The organism is Pseudomonadota bacterium (assembly GCA_018817425.1).
In the GTDB taxonomy this organism is placed as follows: Bacteria; Desulfobacterota; Desulfobacteria; order Desulfobacterales; family RPRI01; genus RPRI01.
Map to the genome: position 1 here is coordinate 18266 of JAHITX010000093.1, position 19767 is coordinate 38032.

18 protein-coding genes are annotated in these 19767 nt (G+C 37.8%); all 18 read left to right on the top strand.

Annotated features, from left to right (window positions below):
- Positions 1-131: 131 nt before the first annotated feature.
- The 18 genes from KKC46_15750 to KKC46_15835 all read left to right on the top strand — a co-directional run bounded on the left by KKC46_15750 (position 132) and on the right by KKC46_15835 (position 19751).
- Complete coding sequence (locus tag KKC46_15750; protein MBU1055256.1) at positions 132-2114, top strand: TonB-dependent receptor; 1983 nt, start codon at positions 132-134, stop codon at positions 2112-2114.
- Positions 2104-3117, top strand: coding sequence for an iron ABC transporter permease (locus tag KKC46_15755; GenBank protein MBU1055257.1), 1014 nt, complete (start codon positions 2104-2106; stop codon positions 3115-3117). Before KKC46_15750 ends, KKC46_15755 begins: the two co-directional genes overlap by 11 nt.
- Positions 3117-3932, top strand: coding sequence for an ABC transporter ATP-binding protein (locus tag KKC46_15760; protein MBU1055258.1), 816 nt, complete (start codon positions 3117-3119; stop codon positions 3930-3932). The genes KKC46_15755 and KKC46_15760 overlap by 1 nt, the downstream gene beginning before the upstream one ends.
- 45 nt (positions 3933-3977) lie before the next feature.
- Positions 3978-5081, top strand: a complete 1104-nt coding sequence (locus tag KKC46_15765) for an ABC transporter substrate-binding protein (protein MBU1055259.1) — start codon at positions 3978-3980, stop codon at positions 5079-5081.
- A 22-nt stretch (positions 5082-5103) separates the two neighbouring features.
- A complete protein-coding gene (locus tag KKC46_15770; protein ID MBU1055260.1) occupies positions 5104-5850 on the top strand; it encodes a hypothetical protein in 747 nt (248 codons plus the stop codon).
- Positions 5851-6139: 289 nt separating this feature from the next.
- Complete coding sequence (locus KKC46_15775) at positions 6140-6505, top strand: hypothetical protein (protein MBU1055261.1); 366 nt, start codon at positions 6140-6142, stop codon at positions 6503-6505.
- A 29-nt stretch (positions 6506-6534) separates the two neighbouring features.
- Positions 6535-9513: an insulinase family protein gene (locus KKC46_15780; protein ID MBU1055262.1), complete on the top strand. Its 2979-nt coding sequence runs from the start codon at positions 6535-6537 to the stop codon at positions 9511-9513.
- A gap of 37 nt (positions 9514-9550) precedes the next feature.
- Complete coding sequence (gene panB / locus KKC46_15785; protein ID MBU1055263.1) at positions 9551-10423, top strand: 3-methyl-2-oxobutanoate hydroxymethyltransferase; 873 nt, start codon at positions 9551-9553, stop codon at positions 10421-10423.
- A gap of 261 nt (positions 10424-10684) precedes the next feature.
- Entirely contained in the window at positions 10685-11173 is a 489-nt protein-coding gene (gene infC, locus KKC46_15790) for a translation initiation factor IF-3 (protein MBU1055264.1), read from the top strand.
- A 67-nt stretch (positions 11174-11240) separates the two neighbouring features.
- Positions 11241-11438 carry a 50S ribosomal protein L35 gene (rpmI, locus tag KKC46_15795; protein MBU1055265.1) on the top strand — a complete coding sequence of 66 codons (198 nt, stop codon included), beginning with the start codon at positions 11241-11243 and terminating at the stop codon, positions 11436-11438.
- 77 nt (positions 11439-11515) lie between these two features.
- Positions 11516-11866: a 50S ribosomal protein L20 gene (rplT, locus tag KKC46_15800; protein MBU1055266.1), complete on the top strand. Its 351-nt coding sequence runs from the start codon at positions 11516-11518 to the stop codon at positions 11864-11866.
- 121 nt (positions 11867-11987) lie between these two features.
- Positions 11988-12995 carry a phenylalanine--tRNA ligase subunit alpha gene (gene pheS, locus KKC46_15805; protein MBU1055267.1) on the top strand — a complete coding sequence of 336 codons (1008 nt, stop codon included), beginning with the start codon at positions 11988-11990 and terminating at the stop codon, positions 12993-12995.
- A 1-nt stretch (position 12996) separates the two neighbouring features.
- On the top strand, positions 12997-15411 hold the full coding sequence (gene pheT / locus KKC46_15810) for a phenylalanine--tRNA ligase subunit beta (protein ID MBU1055268.1): 2415 nt from the start codon (positions 12997-12999) through the stop codon (positions 15409-15411).
- Positions 15412-15441: 30 nt separating this feature from the next.
- Positions 15442-15804: a MerR family transcriptional regulator gene (locus KKC46_15815; GenBank protein ID MBU1055269.1), complete on the top strand. Its 363-nt coding sequence runs from the start codon at positions 15442-15444 to the stop codon at positions 15802-15804.
- Positions 15805-15968: 164 nt separating this feature from the next.
- Entirely contained in the window at positions 15969-16409 is a 441-nt protein-coding gene (gene aroQ / locus KKC46_15820; GenBank protein MBU1055270.1) for a type II 3-dehydroquinate dehydratase, read from the top strand.
- Between the two features lie 120 nt (positions 16410-16529).
- Complete coding sequence (locus KKC46_15825) at positions 16530-17078, top strand: ArsR family transcriptional regulator (GenBank protein MBU1055271.1); 549 nt, start codon at positions 16530-16532, stop codon at positions 17076-17078.
- A gap of 276 nt (positions 17079-17354) precedes the next feature.
- Entirely contained in the window at positions 17355-18365 is a 1011-nt protein-coding gene (locus KKC46_15830; GenBank protein ID MBU1055272.1) for a glycosyltransferase family 2 protein, read from the top strand.
- A gap of 336 nt (positions 18366-18701) precedes the next feature.
- The gene (locus KKC46_15835) at positions 18702-19751 is read left to right on the top strand and encodes a glycosyltransferase family 39 protein (GenBank protein ID MBU1055273.1); all 1050 of its coding nucleotides are present in this window, start codon (positions 18702-18704) and stop codon (positions 19749-19751) included.
- Positions 19752-19767 lie beyond the last annotated feature (16 nt).

Here is a 19767-nt window from a genome sequence, read left to right on the forward strand (position 1 = left end):
TAATTGAAATTTATTGTGTCAGAAAATATTGTTCTGGAAGGCGAGTTATATAAGAAAAAACGGGAAATCAGAAAACCAGAGATCAAAATATACAAGGTATATGCGATTGCTTAGGTAAAAGGAGAAGAGGAATGGTTAAGGGGTTAATAAGAGTTGTTGTTTTTATGGTAATTGGAATATGTTTTTGTTTTCCATATAAAGCATTTTCAGAATCAATTGGTGATCAAACGGCGGCATATTCTTTAGGTGAAGTTATTGTTTCGGGTAAAACTGTTGGGGTGGAATCAATTGGTACAGTTCGGGAAATTACCGCTAAAGATATAGAAATGCAGAATGCGCGTACATTAGATCAGGCTTTAAGGTTGCTGCCTGGTGTGAGCATACGTACCGGAAACGATGGAATACCGCGTGTTGATTTAAGAGGATTTCGGTCAAGGCATGTGTTGCTGCTGTTGAATGGAATACCTTTCAATTCCGCATTTGACGGTCAGTTTGATCCGGCTATAATTCCTGTGGAAAACATAGCTAAAATCAAGGTTTCCTATGGTAACAGTTCGGTGCTATACGGACAGGGCGCGCTGGGTGGTGTTATAAACATCATTACAAAAAAAGGCACCGAAGGCGTTCAGGGTAATATTAAGCTTGAAACAGGCGAGCGTGAAAATCATATAGCAAGATTTGCAATATCGGGTGCAAAAGATAAATTCAATGGTTTCATCAGTGGTAGCGCACAGAACAGCGAAGGTTTCAGGTTGTCGGATGATTTTGATGATACTATTTATGAAAATGGAGAGCTTAGAGAAAACAGCGATAGAAAGCAAAACAGTCTTTTTGCCAACCTTGGTTATGCCCCGAATGACAATTTAAAAATCGGGCTGGTTGCCAATACGACTAAAGGTGAATTTGGGAAACCGCCTGGTACCATAGCATCGGACGACTTTACCTCTAACCCGAAATATGAAAGAATCGAAGATTATGAGGGCTTTTCCGGGCAACTTTCCATGAGTTACAATTCACAAGGGCCTTTTGGGGTTCGCGGATGGATGTTTTTCAACCGTATGGATGAGGATGAAAACCGGTATGATGATAATCTATATGATACCATAACCAGCAAGAATACTTATTTTATAAGCAATCTTACTAAAACATACGGCGGCACTGTTCAAACTGTTGCCGATTTGAAAAAGATCGGTCTTATTACATTGGCTTTAAGTACAGAAAAACAATCTTTTGATTCAAATGGAATTGTTCGGGATAACAAAAACAATATCCAAGAATTAGACGAAGACTATAACATAAATATCCATTCAACTGCTCTTGAATATGAAGTGTCTCCGTTTGATAAGCTCGGCTTGGTGTTTGGTTACAGCCATCACTGGTTTAATAAAGATTCCGGCGGCACTGATGATAAAAACAGTTATTTGGCGGGCATCCATTATGATGTGTTTGAAAATACCCGCATCAAAGGGTCATATGCGCGCAAAATCAGGTTTCCTTCCATTCGTCAGCTTTATGAGGAAGATACCGGTAATCCGGATTTAGAGCCTGAACGATCAAATAATTATGAGTTGGGAATAGAACGGAATATTTTTGAACGCACCTCGGTTTCGCTAACAGGGTTTTATATAGATGTTAAAAATTATATTGAAAAAGTTGATGCAACGGATATTTTTGAAAACAATGAAAAATATTGTTTTCAGGGAATCGAATTTGTTGCTGAAACCCGCTATATTAATAATCTGATGCTAAGAGCCGGTTATACGTATATGGATACTGAAGACAAATCCGACAATACCGGCAAAGACGAATTGCAATACAGGCCTGAACATAAGCTGACGTTTGAAAGTCAATATACTTTTCCCTGCGGTCTTTCAGCCTATACATCTGTCATGCATTACGCCAATCAGTATTTTTACAGTAAAAACACGCCGTATCGGCAGCGGAAGCTAAATGATATTACACTGGTTAATTTAAAATTTGACCAGTCTTTCTTAAATAACCGCCTTAAAGCATATATTGGTGTGGAAAACGTTACAGACTTAGATTATGAGGAAGCTTATAGCCTCCCGCAAAAAGGCCGGACTTTTTATGGAGGAATAGAATATAGCTTCTAAAAAAAATATAGCATCGGCGTTACTGTTTATTGCTTTGCCGGTTATATGCATCTGTTTATCACTATGCATCGGAAGGTATCCTTTACCTTTATCTGATGTGTTGAAAATATTGTTGAGCAGATTTGAGTCTTTTCATATTTCGGTAACGGATATTCAATATGGTGTGGTTTGGGATATCCGTTTGCCGAGAGCTGTTTTGGGGGCGTTGGTGGGGGGCTCTCTTGCTGTAAGCGGCGCGGCTTTCCAGGGGCTTTTCAAAAATCCTCTGGTTAGCTCCGGTATTTTGGGAGTCAGCGCCGGTGCCGGTTTCGGAGCAACGCTTGCCATTCTTTTGTTTCATTCGTTAGCAGCCGTCTATCCGTTTGCCCTTGGTTTCGGTATTCTGGCTGTTATGCTAAGCTGTATGATAGGCAGGGTGTATCAATCGACTCCCAGTATCATGCTGGTGCTGGGTGGAGTAATTGTGGCATCAGTATTTTCCGCTTTGATTTCTTTTGCCAAGTTTGTTGCAGATCCTTATGAACAACTTCCCGCTATTGTTTTTTGGCTGATGGGCTCTTTAGCCAATGTGGGTTATAAAGAAATTCAAGTGGCGATTATTCCCATTTTGATAGGGTTTGCGGGTCTTTATGGTATCAGCTGGCGTATTAATGTGCTTTCGATGGGAGATAAGGAAGCACACTCACTGGGCATAAACGTACGGCTATCAAAGGCAATTGTAATTATCTGTGCGAGCCTTGCTACGGCAGGGGCAGTTTCAGTCAGTGGCATTATAGGATGGATCGGATTGGTAATTCCTCATATAGGCCGTATGCTGGTTGGAAACGATAACCGTATACTGATTCCGGTCAGCTTCTCTTTAGGTGCGTCTTTTTTGATTTTAGTCGATAATTTGGGAAGAATATTGACGGGATCTGAAATTCCGCTTGGTATTTTAACCGCTATTATCGGCGGCCCGTTTTTTGTATATCTTTTAAAAAAGACAAAAGGAGGTGGCTGGTGATGGTGTCGCCTCTTTTGTCGGTTGAACAGGTAGGCTTTTCGTATGGCCATCAGCAGATATTAAGTGATATCAGCTTTAGTGTTGATAAAGGAGAAGTTTTTTGTTTGCTTGGTCCTAATGGCTGCGGAAAAACAACTCTTCTTGATTGCATTCTTGGATTTCAACGCCTGAAATCAGGCAGTATTATAGTTTCCGGCAAGTCCATCTCGGAGATAACTCCCGGCAATCTCGCCAGATTAATTTCCTATATTCCTCAAAGCCACGAGAGAACATTTCCTTATACAGTATTGGAAATTGTTATGATGGGCCGGGCTGCTTACACCGGTTTGTTTTCTGCACCTAACAGAATGGACAGACGGATTTCCGAATCGGCATTAGATACTGTTGGTATTTCACATTTAAAAACAAGGCCATATACACGTCTTAGCGGCGGGGAAGGCCAATTGGTCATGATTGCAAGAGCGCTGGCCCAAAATGCGCCGCTTGTAATCATGGATGAGCCAACGGCCCATCTTGATTTTAAGAATGAACTGACAGTACTTGAAACCATAGCCCGGCTTGTGCAGGATAAAGGGATATCGGTAATAATGGCAACGCATTTTCCCAATCATTCTTTTTTCTTCGAAAACAATGATATACCTATTAATGTCGCTATGCTAAAAGATACTCGGTTCATTGAAACAGGCCCACCTGCAAAGGTATTGCATGAAGATAAGATTGAAACATTATATGGCATACAAGCCGATATTATCAAATATACTAACGGTACTGATAGAGCAAGAAAACAGGTGATACCTATCAGAACGGTCGTATAATAGTTGTGAAAACAGGATGCGGTAAAATCTTATGAGAAGTAATATATGAAAAAAAACATGCTCGGATGCTTTATGCTGGTATGGATTATTATAGTACTATTCAATCCGCCGGCGCTCGTGCTTTGCCAACCGGTCGGAGAGGACATTTCCGGCAAAGGGCCCACCCTTGTTGATTGTAAGGGTCGTTCGGTTGTACTACCTGCAAAGGTAGAAAGAATCGCCTGCTTATATGCGTTTACAGGCCATGTTGTAACTATGCTGGGAAGAGGGGCTGATATCGTTGCTGTTTCTAACGGCCTAAAACGTGATTCGCTATTGCTTCGCATTTGCCCATCAATTTTAGATGCACATGTTCCAAAGGCACAGGGGGCCATTAATATTGAAGAATTGCTTGTATCAAAGTCAGATATTCTTTTTGTGCCGGGAGATGTTGCCGGTGACCCATCGGATATGGCAAAGCTTGCCAGATTTAAGATACCATATTTGGTTATAGATTATTCAAACATCGCAACACAGCAATATGCCATTGAGTTAATCGGAAAGGCTATTTGGGCCGAGGCGCGTGCTGCCGAGTATATTGACTATTACAAGGATATAATTGAACGAGTTTGCAAACTCACGGATAAGATTCCGATGGAAAAACGTATTCGTGTGTATTATGCAGTTAACGAGCCACTGAGAACCACGTTGCTTCATGGGATTGAAACAGATTGGCTCAAAGTGACAGGGTGTGAAAATGTGGCTCTAAACCGGGGGCAACAACTCATTGAAGGCAAGAACTATACAAGTCTGGAGCAGATCTTATTATGGGACCCTGATGTTATTCTTGCCAATGAACCGAGTGCTGTAAAGCTTATTCTTCAAGACGATAAATGGTCCGCTTTAAAAGCTGTGAAAAACAAAAAAGTATATCAAATGCCTATTGGTATTTCACGCTGGGGGCATCCCGGATCACTGGAGACGCCGCTTGCCATCTTATGGTCGGCAAAAATACTTTACCCGGAATTGTTTGCCCAAATTGATATGAAGGCCGAAACCAAGGCATTTTATAAGAAATTTTTTAACTATGAACTTTCGGAAGAGATGACAAAAAAAATTCTAAGCGGCAAAAATGTGAGGAAACCTAAAAGAAGCAAAGCAGGTTTTTAATAATTTCTAAAGGAGTTTCTTAATGAGGATTTTGGTAGCTATTGATGATACGGACAATCTGGAGAGCATCGGAACAGGGAAACTGGCTTCGATGTTATCTGAAAGCTTAAATATCAATGGATGGGGAAAAGGAGGTTTTATAACCCGGCATCAGATGTTTGTTCATCCGGATATTCCTTATACTTCGCACAACAGTGCCATGTGTTTTGAAGCGGAGATTGACAAAAAATATTTATATGCTTTTGTAGAATTTACCGTAGATTTTTTAAAAAAGAAAAGCGCTGAAGGTTCGGATCCTGGTTTTTGCTTTCTGGATATAGATAGCTTTACCGGGGCAAAAGAGCTTATGGCCTTTGGTTATAGTGGTAAGAAACAAGTAATTAAGAAAGCGGATGCATATGAGCTTGCAAAACGCCTGGATGTTCATCTTTCGGAGCATGGCGGAACCGGTCAAGGGGTGATAGGAGCGCTTGCCGCAGTTGGCCTGCGTCTGACAGGCAACGACGGTCGTATTAAAGGTCATTTGAAAATTGAATCGGCTAACGGTATTGTCACGCCTGATGAGATAAAAAGGCAAACACATGTTGAAGCGGTTCAATCCATTGATGAGGGGTTGCTGATAGAAAATGATAAAATACGTCTCGGCGATAAGGTAAAAGCCGTCTTGCTTGAAGGAAAATCTACTTTATTGGTTAATAAAATCGATACTGATGAGAAAGCTTCGGCCAAATGGGAGACTTGCGGCAAACAGCAATTAAGGGCTTATTGAGCAAAAAGATTAATTCTCATAGATTTTCTAAGATTCATATTATTACTGCAAATAATGCCACCTCATTTTTTAAGCCGATTTTCCACCCGGAAAATTGATCTGATAAAACAATATAGTAAATATTGCTATAGTCCTACCCATGATGACTGAAAATAATATTTGACGAGAATCTTTGCTATACATTTATGAAGCTTGACTTTAGTATTATTATCAATTAGTTTTATATTAATATTTCCTGCAATTATGTCGTTTGTTTTGTATATATTTCATTGTCAAAAAAGGGGGGGATATGGCTAAGAAAAGAGTAAAAGCAGTTAGTTTTGATGCAATGGTCAAGTTTTTCATGCTGACTTATGACATTCCATCTAGAAAAGATCTTCAAAAAATTTTGACTAAAGTTGAGAATCTGGAGATTCTGATAAAAAATTGTGGGGAAAAAAGCGGCCGTTTGTCTGTGCGCAACGATAACAGGTCAGTAATAACAGCATATGAAACAGTGCTAAAGGTAATTAAAAGTTATGATCAGGGAGCAAATTTTGAGGAGATTCAGGCAAAAACAGGTTTTGAGGAAAAGAAAATTCGTAACCTTATTTTCAGGTTGAATAAGTTAGGAAAAATAAAGCGTAAAGCCAGAGGAATATATATTGCCATTTAGTGCCTTACATTTAGTAAACAGAGGTTTAGATGAACATAACTACCGATTGTATTAATAAAAACATTTTTGAAGGGGATACGATTTCCGGCTACACTGTAAATAGAATAGCAGAACTTTCCGATATTAAATCTTTTTTTTATGAATTGAGACATATAAAGACAGGTTCAAGGCATATTCATATAAGCAATAGTGATAAAGAAAATACCTTTTCAGTAACTTTTAAGACAGTTCCTGAGGACTCAACCGGAGTAGCACATATACTGGAACATACGGTTTTGTGCGGGTCAAAAAATTATCCGGTACGGGATCCTTTTTTTTCCATGATCAAAAGAAGCCTTAATACATTTATGAATGCTTTTACCGCATCCGATTGGACTATGTATCCTTTTTCAACTCAGAACAAAAAAGATTATTATAATCTTATGGAAGTATATCTTGATGCTGCTTTTTTCCCGCTTATAGAAGAACTTAATTTCAAGCAGGAAGGATACCGCATTGAAATGGATTTGTCTTCTTTAAAGGAACAAAGCCTTGTGTATAAAGGGGTTGTTTATAATGAGATGAAAGGAGCAATGTCTTCTCCGGATCAGGTTATGGGGCGTTCAATATTAAATGCTCTTTATCCTGAAACCACATATGGTTTTAACTCCGGAGGAGATCCTGCCGTTATTCCGACCCTTACCTACGAGGATCTGAAGAAATTTCACAGCAGATATTATCATCCCAGTAATGCTTATTTCTATACATATGGAAATATTCCTTTAGACGAAAGCCTTTCTTTTATTGATGAAAAAGTACTTGATAAATTTAGCCTTATAGATCCTCAAACATCTGTTTCTTCACATCCCCGCTGGAATGAGCCGAAAAAGGTGCGCTATGTTTATCCTCTGGCAAAGAATGAGGAGCCGCTGAAAAAATACCAGATATGCATGGCATGGCTTTTGTCGGATATAACCGATACTTTTGAATTGCTCATTCTTGTGCTTTTAGAGCATATCCTTATCGGAAATGCTTCTTCTCCTCTTCGCAAAGCTTTGATAGATTCCGGCCTTGGCTCTTCACTTTCCGATTCATCAGGATATGACCCTGGAAACAAAGATACGATGTTTGTCTGCGGTCTTAAGGATGTCAAGGAATCGGATGCCGATGTCATTGAAAAGATTTTCTTTGATACACTTTCAGATCTTTTCAAAAACGGTATTGATAAGAATCTTATCGAATCTGCTATTCATCAGTTGGAGTTTAACCGCAAGGAAATAACAAATATTCCATATCCTTTCGGTATAAAACTCTTGCTTGCGTTTGCGGGAAGCTGGCTTCATGAAGGAGATCCTGCCAGGATACTGAATCTTGATGCCGACCTTCAAAGATTACGGGAAGAATTATCAAAAGAACCCCTTTTTGAAAAGAGGATAAATAAATATTTTATAAAAAATAATCACAGGGTGCTTTTAACACTTGCCCCTGATCAGGATATGGAACAAAGAGAAAAAGAGCGTGTTACAGCAGAGCTTGAAAACATTAGAGCCGGTTTGACAAAAGAAAACATTGAGAAAATCTGTGAAGATGCAAAGCGTCTTGAAACGCTTCAGGTAAAAAAGGAAGATCTCTCTTGTCTTCCGACACTTGAAATTTCTGATATCCCACCATCTATTGAAAGTGTTAAAGAAAGCTCTTTATATAGCGATACTCCGGTTTTATGTTATGAACAGCCAACCGGGGGAATTTTATACTTTACCGCGGTTGCAGGAACTCAAACGCTTGAGGAAAGACTTATTCCCCTTGTTCCGTTTTTCTGTTTTGCATTTTCTAAAATGGGTACATCCTTAAGGGATTACTCGGATATGGCTCAGCGCATCGATCTTTATACGGGTGGAATCGGACTTTCATCAAATGTAAGAACAGGATATGATAGTACCGGCTCGTATATTCCTTTTCTTTCTTTTAATGGTAAATGCCTTGAAAGAAATGTTGATATGATGTTTGATATTTTAAATGAACTTGTTTTTGAAAACAATTTTTCCGATTATATCCGTTTAAAGAAGCTTCTTCTAGAATACCGGGCAGGTTTTGAATCAATGATTGTTCCAAATGGTCACAGATTGGCTATTTCACTAGCATCTAGAAACTTTAACAAAGCATCAAAACTAAGTGAAATATGGCATGGAATCCATCAATTGCTTTTCATAAAAAAAATAACTAAAGATCTTTGTGATGAAAAAGTAAAAATAATTGCTGATGACTTGTCTTTGATAGCATCAAAAATTATGGCTAAAAATAATTTTAAAACAGCGCTTATAGCCGATAGTCATTTGCTATCCGAAGCGCTTCCAAAAACTTGTTTATTCCTAAACAACCTTCCGGAAAATATTTCAGATCATTATTTGGTAAATGATATTTTTGTAGAAGAAGTTTTGCCGAATGAGGGCTGGAGTACATCATCGGCAGTTTCTTTTGTGGCATATAATTTTGATGTGGTTAGAATGGAGCACGAAGATGCGCCTGCGCTTGCGGTTTTAAGCAAACTTTTAAAGTCAATGTATATTCACAGGGAAATCCGTGAAAAAGGTGGGGCATACGGCGGATATTCAACATATAATATTGAAGACGGGATTTTTTCTTACGCTTCTTACAGAGATCCGCATATAGTAAATACCTTAAATGTTTTCAAAAAAGCTCCTGCGTTTATCAAAAAGGGAAAATTTGGTAATGAAGATGTCAAGGAAGCAATTTTGCAGGTTTGTTCCGAAATCGACAGGCCTGATACTCCGGGTATTGCAGCAATAAAAGCTTTTTACAGAAAAATTGTATCACTTTCGGATGAAATGAGAAAACGTTTTAAAAAGGGGGTTCTTGCTGTTACCCGCGAAAAAATAATCGATGTTTCAAACAGGTATCTTGAAGATAAAGATAATTCTTGCGGAATTGCTGTGATATCAGGGGAGGATAAGCTTAAATCGGCAAACGAACAACTGAAAGAATCACCGCTTAAGCTTTTTAGGATTTAACGAGAAAGCCTGAATAAACGTCAAAAGGAGACGTAATATGGAACAGAATAAAATAACTGTGCCTGATATAAAGGAAAGGAAAAAAAGCGGAAAAAAGATAACAATGCTTACCGCATATGATTACCCGACAGCACTTCTTGTAGATAAGGCGGAAATTGATATCATACTTGTAGGTGATTCTCTTGCAATGGTGGTGCTTGGTTATAAAGATACTGTTTCGGTTACTATGGAAGAGATGCTTCATCATATAAAGGCAGTATCGGGTGCGGTAAAAAGAGCTTTGGTAATAGGGGATATGCCTTTCGGATCATATAATGTTTCAATTAAAGAAGCGATTTATAATGCCAACCGAATGATGAAGGAGGCAAAAGCAGACTGTATAAAGCTTGAGGGTGGGTGCCGGGCGGCTCCTGTCGCAAAGGCGATTGTTGAAGCCGGAATTCCGGTTCAGGGACATATTGGTCTTACTCCTCAGACGGCATCATCTCTGGGCGGATTCAAGGTGCAGGGAAAGAGTTTTGAAGCTGCTCTTGCTCTTATCGAAGATGCAAAAGCGCTTGAAGATGCCGGTTGTTTTTCGGTAGTGCTTGAGGCTATCCCTTCTCCTATTGCAAAGATAATCACAGAATCGATTTTGATTCCCACAATAGGAATTGGTGCAGGAATAGATTGTGATGGCCAGGTTCTTGTAACTCATGATTTGATAGGATTATTTGATAAATTTACACCAAAATTTGTTAAGCAATATGCAAAAATAAGCGACATTATATTTTCATCAGTCAGCCAATATAAATCCGATGTTGAAACCTTGCAGTTTCCGGAGGAAAAGCATGGCTTTTCGATGAATCAGCAAGAGATTGAAAAACTTAAAGAAATTATAAACAATACACATAAAATTATGGATTCCTAAATAGCCTGTTAGCAGGCCGGGTGAAAAAACATCCGGTTTGATTTGAGAGCTAAACCATTTTAATATTTTTCTTGCATTTCTTTAAGTTGTAATATAAATAGTCTTGGATTAAATTAAGTGTATATTATTTACAGCAGTCTGATAACATATCATTATTACTTATAAGACTTAATGCTATTATAAACAAATGTGACCGTGGGAGGTGTCGGTATAGCTATATTCAGACAAGCAAGCAGACCGGAGAAAGCAGACAAAACAAACATTAACCAGGACATACGGGCCAAAGAGGTAAGAGTAATAGATCCTGATGGAAATCAGTTAGGTATTCTGCCTACATATAGAGCTCTAGCTGCGGCAGCCGATTTTGGATTTGATCTGGTTGAAGTTTCGCCAACCGCTAATCCGCCTGTATGTAAAATCATGGATTATGGACGTTATAAGTATGAACTGGTAAAGAAAAAGCAGGAAGCAAAAAAGAAACAAAGCACATTTCAGGTTAAAGAAATAAAGGTGCGACCCAAAACCAGTGATCATGATCTTAGTGTCAAAATAGATCATATAAAAAAGTTCATCGGAAAAAAAGATAAGGTAAAAGTTACGGTTGTTTTCAGAGGCCGTGAGATTACGCTGACGCAGCTAGGCAGGGAACTGCTTGAGAAAATTGTAAACAGTACCTCAGATATTGCTGTGGTTGAGCAAATGCCAAAATTTGAAGGGCGTGCCATGATAATGATTTTAGCTCCCAAGTGATTATTATTCATGTAGAAAACAAGATTTTATATAAAGTTATATAGCAGTTAAGATGAAGGAGAAGGTTATGCCCAAGATAAAGACTAATCGTGGCGCAGCAAAACGATTTAAAAAAACAGGTTCAGGAAAATTTAAGTTTGCCAAGTCCAATGGAAGCCACATACTTACGAAAAAGACAACAAAACGGAAACGTTCGTTGCGTAAGAAAAATATGATAGACAAAACAAATCAAAGAGAGATTAGATTGCTTCTTCCTAATAGTTGATTTGATAGGATTAAATATAATTATTTTAAATATTATGAGTTATTTGTTTTATTTGTATATAAGTAAGGAGATTAGAAATGCGTGTTAAAAGAGGTTTTAAGGCAAGGCACAGAAGAAAAAAGGTTTTAAAGCTTGCCAAGGGTTTTCGTGGAGGTCACAGTAAATTATTCCGGACAGCAGCTGATACGGTAGACAGAGCTTTAGCATATGCATACCGTGATCGCAGAACTTGTAAACGTGATTTCCGCAAATTGTGGATAATAAGAATAAATGCTGCTGCGCGAATCAATAATTTATCATACAGCAAGTTTATGCATGGGCTTAAACTGGCAAATATTGATCTTGATCGTAAAGTTCTTGCAGATCTGGCAATATCGGATCCCAGCGGATTTGCACAATTGGCCGGCATAGCTTTGCAGCAGGCTTGAAAATACAGCTTGTATAGAAAATTGATGATGTATCAAAAATAAATTTATGCCGGTTTTTTGATGCGCTTTTCACTAGTTTTATTCTGATCATCTCAAGTAAAATTATAGCAAGACGATTAAAGTGGAAAAAACAATAGAAGAGATTTGTGCCGAAGCTTTTAAAGAAATTGAAATTGCAAAAAGCAGCGAAAGCTTAAATGCAATTTCCGTAAAATACCTGGGAAGAAAGGGGGTTATTACTCAATTTCTTAGAAGCATATCAAAGCTACCTTCCGAAGAAAGACCAAGAGCAGGGGAAAAAGCTAACGAAGCAAAGAAGATTTTAGATAATGCAATAAAAGATGCAATAAACAAATTTGAATCTAATGCCTCAGAATCAGATGACTTTATAGATGTTTCATTGCCTGGAAGAGCTGTTAACCCCGGATCGCTTCATCCTGTTACACAGATTATGAGGCAAATTTGCGATATATTTACCCGAATGGGGTTTAATATTGTAGAAGGGCCCGAAATTGAGAATGACTACTATAATTTTGAAGCTCTCAACATACCAAAATATCATCCTGCAAGAGATATGCAGGATACTTTTTATGTTTCGGATAATATCGTCTTAAGAACACACACCTCGCCTGTACAGGTGCGCATCATGGAAAAACGCAAACCTCCTATTAAAATAATTGCTCCCGGAAAAGTATATCGCAGTGATTCCGATATTACTCATACACCTATGTTTCACCAGGTGGAAGGACTGATGGTTGGTGAAAACATATCTTTTGGAGATCTTAAAGGAATTCTTACCAATTTTTTCCATTTGTTGTTTGACGATAAGACAAGTTTAAGATTCCGGCCAAGTTTTTTCCCTTTTACAGAGCCCAGTGCCGAGGTTGATATTCTGTGTGTTATGTGCAGAGGCAAAGGTTGCAGGGTTTGCTCATATACCGGTTGGCTTGAAGTGCTTGGTTCCGGCATGGTTCACCCAGCGGTGTTTGAAAATGTAGGATATGACACATCTAAAATAACCGGATTCGCCTTTGGAATGGGAGTTGAGCGCATTACAATGCTGAAATATGGTATTGATGATATCCGCAAATTTTTCGAAAACGATTTAAGATTCTTAAGGCAGTTCTGATATGAAAGTTAGTTTAAGCTGGCTTAAAGATTATGTTACTATAGAAACAGATATTAACGATCTGGCATCTGCGCTTACAATGACAGGGCTTGAGGTAGAATCTGTTACAAATACATTTGACTATCTTGAAAAGGTAGTGGTTGGGCGTATTATTGAAATTAATCCTCATCCCAATGCAGATAAATTAAGAATTTGTCGTGTTGATACAGGAGATGCTCTTTTACAGGTTGTTTGCGGTGCGCCGAATATAAAAGAAAATATGCTTGTCCCGTTTGCCATGCATGGAACGCTTCTTCCTGATGGGACGTTGATTGAAGCGTGCGAAGTACGCGGGCAAAGATCTGAAGGAATGCTTTGCAGCGAAAAAGAACTTGAACTTGGTGATGATAAAAGTGGTGTATTGGTTCTTTCTGATAAGTGCCGGGAAGGCAGTAGTATTGCCGCTGCACTTGGTTTATCGGATTATACACTTGAAATAGGCTTAACGCCAAACCGCTCCGATTGCACAAGTGTTATAGGAATAGCAAGAGAAGTAGCTGCGATACAAAAAACGAAAATAAAATATCCTTTTGTAAATCAAATTTGTAATGATAAGAAGCAAAGAAATTTGATTTCAGTAGAGATAGAAGCACCCGATCATTGCCCAAGATATGCCGCAGGACTTGTAAGAGATATAACAGTTGCTCCGTCTCCTTTCTGGCTCAGGAAACGTCTTTTATCAGTAGGGCAAAGACCCATAAACAATATCGTAGATATAAGTAATTTTGTGATGCTGGAATGCGGGCAACCTCTTCATACGTTTGACTTTGACCAGGTGGCAGAAAACAAAATTGTAGTTCGTACGGCAAAAAAAGGCGAAGTTTTTGTAACCCTTGATGGGAAAAACCGGGTTATGGATGAAGAAATGCTTCTTATTTGTGACGGCAAAAAACCTGTCGCAATAGCAGGTGTAATGGGAGGAGAAAATTCCGAAATTGCTGGTACAACAAAACAGGTTTTGATAGAAAGCGCGTATTTTAATCCCTTAAGCATCCGTAAAACTTCAAAAAAACTCGGTCTTAGTACTGAATCCTCATATCGGTTCGAGCGGGGAGTAGATCCTGATGGAACATTAAGAGCACTTGCAAGAGCTGCCGAACTTATTACTGAGATCGGCAAAGGTAAAATTATTGAATCAATTACTGACGAATATCCGTTAAAACAAAAAAGCGATGTAATTGAGCTTAGTGTAAGTAAGACCAATAATTTGCTTGGCATAAAACTGGATAGAGACAAAATACAATCATTGCTTGAATCTATCGAATTTAAAGTGGAAAATAATGATTCAGATACAATCAAAGTAACTCCGCCTTCTTTCAGGGTTGATATTTCAAGGTCTGTTGACCTTATGGAAGAAGCGGCGCGTTTATATGGATATAATAACATTCCCACTACACAGCCTCTTATGCAGGCAGAAGCTGTGCATCCCTTAAAAACTCGGGTTTTAAGAGAAAACATCAGAAATATAATGACAGGACTTTCGTTCACTGAGGCTATTAATTATAGTTTCATAAATGAATCAGCATGTGATCGTCTTAAACTTTCTCCCGATGACCCAAAAAGAAAAATGGTTCATGTGCTAAATCCTCTTTCTGAAGAACAGAATGTTATGAGGCCGTCTCTTGTCCCAGGCCTTCTTGAAACCATGCGACGCAATTTATCTTATCAGGTAAAAAACCTTAAGATTTATGAAATCGGGAAAATATTTTCAAGTAAAGGCAAAGACAGCCTTCCTGAAGAAACAGAAATGATTACGGGCCTGTGGACCGGCGACCGTTATGATTTGGCCTGGTATGCCAAAGAGATAAATTGTGATTTTTATGATATAAAAGGTGTTGTTGAAGCCCTTCTGGCTGCTTTGCAAATAAACGATATTAAATTTGAAAAACTGCCATTTGAATTATGCAATTATACAAGATATGGATATACCGCCGGCATTATGGCAGGTAAAGAATTAATAGGGCATGTTGGAGAAATACACCCTGAAGTTCTTGCTAACTTCGATTTAAAACAGACAGCTTTTATATTTGAATTAAACAGCCACAGCCTTCTTAAGCTTTCAAACCTTGCAAGAAAATCTAAACAACAGCCAAGATTTCCTTTGGCAACAAGAGATATTACTATTATAATAGATCAAGATATCGAAGCTATGTCTATCATAGAAAATATTAACAGTTTCGGTGAAACACTTATAGAAAAGACTTTGCTGTTTGATATCTTCGAAGGGGCTCCAATTCCGCCTGCAAAAAAAAGTGTTTCAATAAGAATAACCTACAGATCTTCGGAAAAAACTCTTGAAGATGATGAGGTTAACAATATACATAAAAATATTACAGACAGGCTAATCAAGAAATTTGGTGCATCATTGCCGGCCTGATAAACAAGTATTCAAGCCTGAGTGATCAAGATGCAAGACAATTCATATCCTGAAATAAAGATACCTGATAAGCTATATTTTAAAATAGGGGAGGTCGGCAAAATAACCGGTCTGCCTTCTTCTGTTATCAGGTTCTGGGAAACTGAATTTTCAAAAATCAACCCTAAACGAACTCCTGCCGGGCAGCGCCATTACAAAAGAAGCGATGTTGAGCTTATTTTAAAAATAAAACATCTTCTTTACGATAAAAAGTTTACTATCCAGGGGGCAATAAATCATCTTGGTTCAGATAAAAGTGAAAACAAATCTTCTCTAAAAACATTAGATTCAGTAACCGATGTAGTTAAAGAACTTCGCAAGGAGTTGATTGAAATACGAAACATATTAAGTTAATAGATAGAGCCAGTTTCAAAACGTCCCATTTTGACCGATCTCTGCGTTGGGCTCAAATTTTAATCCTCGAAATACTCTATGTATTCCTATGGTTAAAATTTTCGCCCGCCTTGACCTTGATCAAACTAAAACGTTTTGAAAGTGGCTCGATGGAAAAAAGGGGGATGAAATTGCAGAAGATTATAGTTATCCATGGTCCAAATCTTAATATGCTTGGGGAAAGAGAGCCGGATAAATATGGAACTACAACTCTTACTGATATTAATAAAGAACTTGTCAGGTTAGGGAAAAAGCTCGGACTTGGTGTGGATACTTTTCAATCGAATCATGAAGGATTGATCGTTGATAAAATTCAGGAAGCTTCGCGAATATACCATGGGCTTATAATTAATCCTGCGGCATTTACCCATACAAGTATTGCAATAAGAGATTCTCTTCTACTGCTTAAAGTTCCAATAATAGAAGTACACCTTTCAAATATTTTCAAAAGAGAACCTTTTCGCCATAAATCCATGGTATCGGATATTGCAACAGCAGGCATGTTTGGTTTCGGTCACTTGGGATATTATATGGCTCTTGAGGCGATATCCAAGCTGCTTAAATAATGAAGGGGCGGGTTTTTCCTTTTAGTGCAAAAAAACCAAAATATTTTTCTGCCAAAAAAACCTTGACAAGGATACCCAGCGCGGTTATGAGTAAATAAACTACTCATAAAGGAGTTTTTTGTGGAGAATTTGTTTTCAGGTTTAATATCATCAAAAACAAGAATCAAACTTTTGACAAGATTTTTCTTTAATCCTGAAGCTAAATCATATCTTAGAGAACTTGCCAGAGAATTTGATGTTTCAAGCAATTCAATACGTGAAGAATTAAATCAACTTACAAACACCAACCTTTTGATATCAGAGAAAATAGGCCGTAAAATACATTATATGGCAAATATTAAACATCCGATATTTCCTGAACTGAAATCAATGGTTGGCAAAGTAATGGGAATTGACCAGGTTATAGACGGTATAGTGGAAAGGCTCGGAGAACTTGAACGAGCATACCTTATTGATGATTATGCAGAAGGTAAAGACAGCGGAATTATAGATCTGTTGCTTGTAGGCAATATCGATCAGTTTCACCTAAATGATTTGAGCAGAAAAACTGAACGTTATATAAAAAGAAAAATCAGATCTATGGTTGTAAGTAAAGAAGAGTTTAATGATTTTTTCCCAAAATTAAAAAATCGTCCCAGTATTTTGATATGGGAAAATAAGAAGATATAGTTAATAAGCTCTTAAGTTCTTAAGCTGATACGCTAATGAGCCGATAATAGTTTATAGGTTTAAAAGCTGATGAGCAGTTGATAAGTTTATGTAAATAATTACGAATTGCTTAATAAGTTAGTGTTATAGATTCTTAACAGATAAACAACTTGTAAGCTATCTATAACTATCTGTAATTCAAGGGGCGGAGCTATATATAACTATGAGAGCTTTGTATAACTCGTAAAAAACAATTTTCGGATAGTTATGCAAAGCTTTCATTCTATGATTCAGACTATGCGCAAATTTTCATTGTCACATATATGTGTGGTTATCCCCTTATATAAAGCGCGAGACCGCATTGCAGATGTCCTTCGTGGGTTACCTGAGTTTGTCAGGACCATTGTAGTTGTGGATGATTGCAGTCCTGATGATTCTTATGCGTGCGCCCAGGCTGTTGGTGACAAAAGAGTGCACTTCGTCCGCCACAAACAAAATCAAGGAGTTGGCGGTGCAGTGCTTAGTGGATATCGGAAGGCCATCGAATTGGGTGCGGAGATAATTGTCAAAATGGATTCCGATGGGCAGATGGATCCCGCACTGATTCCGGATTTGGTAGGCCCCATCCTTACTGGCGAGGCAGATTACACCAAGGGAAACCGTTTTTACGATCTTGAAAAAATCCATGCAATGCCGCCTGTGAGATTGTTTGGTAATGCGTTACTGTCGCTGATGGCAAAGCTATCTTCCGGTTATTGGGATTTGTTTGATCCAACCAACGGCTACACCGCGATTCACGTCGAAGTTGCTAAACATTTGCCATTTACCAAGATTAGTCGCCGTTATTTCTTTGAAACCGACATGCTGTTTCGGTTAAATACGCTGCGCGCAGTGGTGATTGATGTGCCGATGGATGCCAAATATGGCGCTGAAGTTAGCAATTTGAAAATATCTAAAATTGTCGTGGGGTTTTTCTTTAAGCATATCTTAAATTTTTCAAAGAGAATTTTTTATAACTATTATCTACGCGATATGTCGCTCGCATCTATAGAGCTGCCTTTGGGGATTTTGTCATTTATTTTTGGTTGTGGTTTTGGTGTTTATCATTGGATCGATTCGTTACAAAAAGGTGTTGCCACCACCTCCGGTAGGGTAATGCTGGCAGCATTACCCATATTAATGGGTATGCAACTGATATTAGCTTTTCTTGGTTATGATATTGCAAATGTGCCACGCAGACCATGGCATAAGTTACGCAGGATTCTAAAAAACAGTCCGACATATATTGGGGGATCAGATGAGAAATAAAGATCAGGCGTGTACCTACAACATAATTGCTTAACAGAATAAATTCTATCATAGTCAATGGCCTTAAATAATCTTAAATATCTGAAATATATCGGATTGACACTAATTTTAGTATTGTCATTCAGTTTGCGTATGTATGCTGTTATCTATACAATAATAGATAGACCTATTCGCAGTGATGCTGCCAAATATTATAATTATGCCCTGAATTTGAAATACAAACAAACATACTCGCCCCAAAGCTTTGTAGATCATAATATAAAGCCTGATACATTAGTGTCACCAGGTTATCCTGTTTTTTTGATACCTTTTGTCAAGTATCCTCCTTCTGATTCAATGTTGTTTATAATAAATCTTGTTCAGGTTTTCTTAGGCACCGTAAGTGTTTTTCTTGCATATGTAATTTTTAGATATTTTCTTTCTGAAATACCCTCTTTTATTGCAACCCTGCTTACAGCTATTTCACCACATTTAATTTCGATGAATACTTATTTACTGACCGAAACCTTATTTACTTTTTTAATGATGTTTTCTCTTTGGCTTTTGATCGAAACTTATTCAAGGAATAAAATTATTTTTGCTTTAATTGCAGGAATCGTTTTTGCGAGTGCAGCATTAACCAGGCCGACATTGCAATATTATATTATTTTCGTTGTTGGTTTGATTATTTACCAGTGCAAGTTAAAAAACGCTTTGCGTTTAATCTTACCGTTAATATTAGGGTTTTCAATTCTTATTGCACCTTGGTTCTTATATAACCTTTCTGTAATTGGGAAAATATCAGATTCGACACTGGCAAAGAACACTGTATATCATGGTATTTATCCTGATTTTGTTTATAATGGCATTGCATCCAGCAGAGGTATGCCATATCGCTTTGATCCGAACAGCAAAAAAATCTCACAAAGTTATAAAACAATATTTTCTGAAATTACACGTCGTTTCAGAAAAGAGCCTTACAGATATTCAAAATGGTATTTGGTTGACAAGACGTTAACATTATTTTCATGGGATATTATCGGAGGGGTGGGGGATGTATTCATTTATCCGGTAAAATATTCTCCTTATTTTGACAAACAAATATTTAAACTTACACATTTATTTATGAAGAGCATCCACTGGGCTTTGGTTATATTGGCATTTATATCTTCTGTTTTTATATGGACAAAATTTTATACAAAAAAGCTTTCCGAAAATTCGTTGTTTACTCTTCGAGCGCTATCATTACTAATTTTTTATTTTATCGCCTTACATATTATTGGTGCTCCTTATCCTCGTTACAGCATTCCATTAAGGCCTGTTATTTATGGCTTAGCAATATTCACCTGTTCGCAATGCTTTGGTTTACTGAAAGAAAAGTTTAAAGCAATAGCATTATCAGGATAAAAGAAGTAATACCTCT

What these genes read in the sequence shown, in the direction of transcription:
- KKC46_15750 (MBU1055256.1), top strand. Translation starts at nt 132, where the DNA reads ATGGTTAAGGGGTTAATAAGAGTTGTTGTTTTTATGGTAATTGGAATA.
- KKC46_15760 (MBU1055258.1), top strand. Translation starts at nt 3,117, where the DNA reads ATGGTGTCGCCTCTTTTGTCGGTTGAACAGGTAGGCTTTTCGTATGGC.
- KKC46_15765 (MBU1055259.1), top strand. Translation starts at nt 3,978, where the DNA reads ATGAAAAAAAACATGCTCGGATGCTTTATGCTGGTATGGATTATTATA.
- KKC46_15770 (MBU1055260.1), top strand. Translation starts at nt 5,104, where the DNA reads ATGAGGATTTTGGTAGCTATTGATGATACGGACAATCTGGAGAGCATC.
- KKC46_15775 (MBU1055261.1), top strand. Translation starts at nt 6,140, where the DNA reads ATGGCTAAGAAAAGAGTAAAAGCAGTTAGTTTTGATGCAATGGTCAAG.
- KKC46_15780 (MBU1055262.1), top strand. Translation starts at nt 6,535, where the DNA reads ATGAACATAACTACCGATTGTATTAATAAAAACATTTTTGAAGGGGAT.
- panB (MBU1055263.1), top strand. Translation starts at nt 9,551, where the DNA reads ATGGAACAGAATAAAATAACTGTGCCTGATATAAAGGAAAGGAAAAAA.
- rpmI (MBU1055265.1), top strand. Translation starts at nt 11,241, where the DNA reads ATGCCCAAGATAAAGACTAATCGTGGCGCAGCAAAACGATTTAAAAAA.
- rplT (MBU1055266.1), top strand. Translation starts at nt 11,516, where the DNA reads ATGCGTGTTAAAAGAGGTTTTAAGGCAAGGCACAGAAGAAAAAAGGTT.
- pheT (MBU1055268.1), top strand. Translation starts at nt 12,997, where the DNA reads ATGAAAGTTAGTTTAAGCTGGCTTAAAGATTATGTTACTATAGAAACA.
- KKC46_15815 (MBU1055269.1), top strand. Translation starts at nt 15,442, where the DNA reads ATGCAAGACAATTCATATCCTGAAATAAAGATACCTGATAAGCTATAT.
- aroQ (MBU1055270.1), top strand. Translation starts at nt 15,969, where the DNA reads ATGAAATTGCAGAAGATTATAGTTATCCATGGTCCAAATCTTAATATG.
- KKC46_15830 (MBU1055272.1), top strand. Translation starts at nt 17,355, where the DNA reads ATGCGCAAATTTTCATTGTCACATATATGTGTGGTTATCCCCTTATAT.
- KKC46_15835 (MBU1055273.1), top strand. Translation starts at nt 18,702, where the DNA reads ATGTTGTTTATAATAAATCTTGTTCAGGTTTTCTTAGGCACCGTAAGT.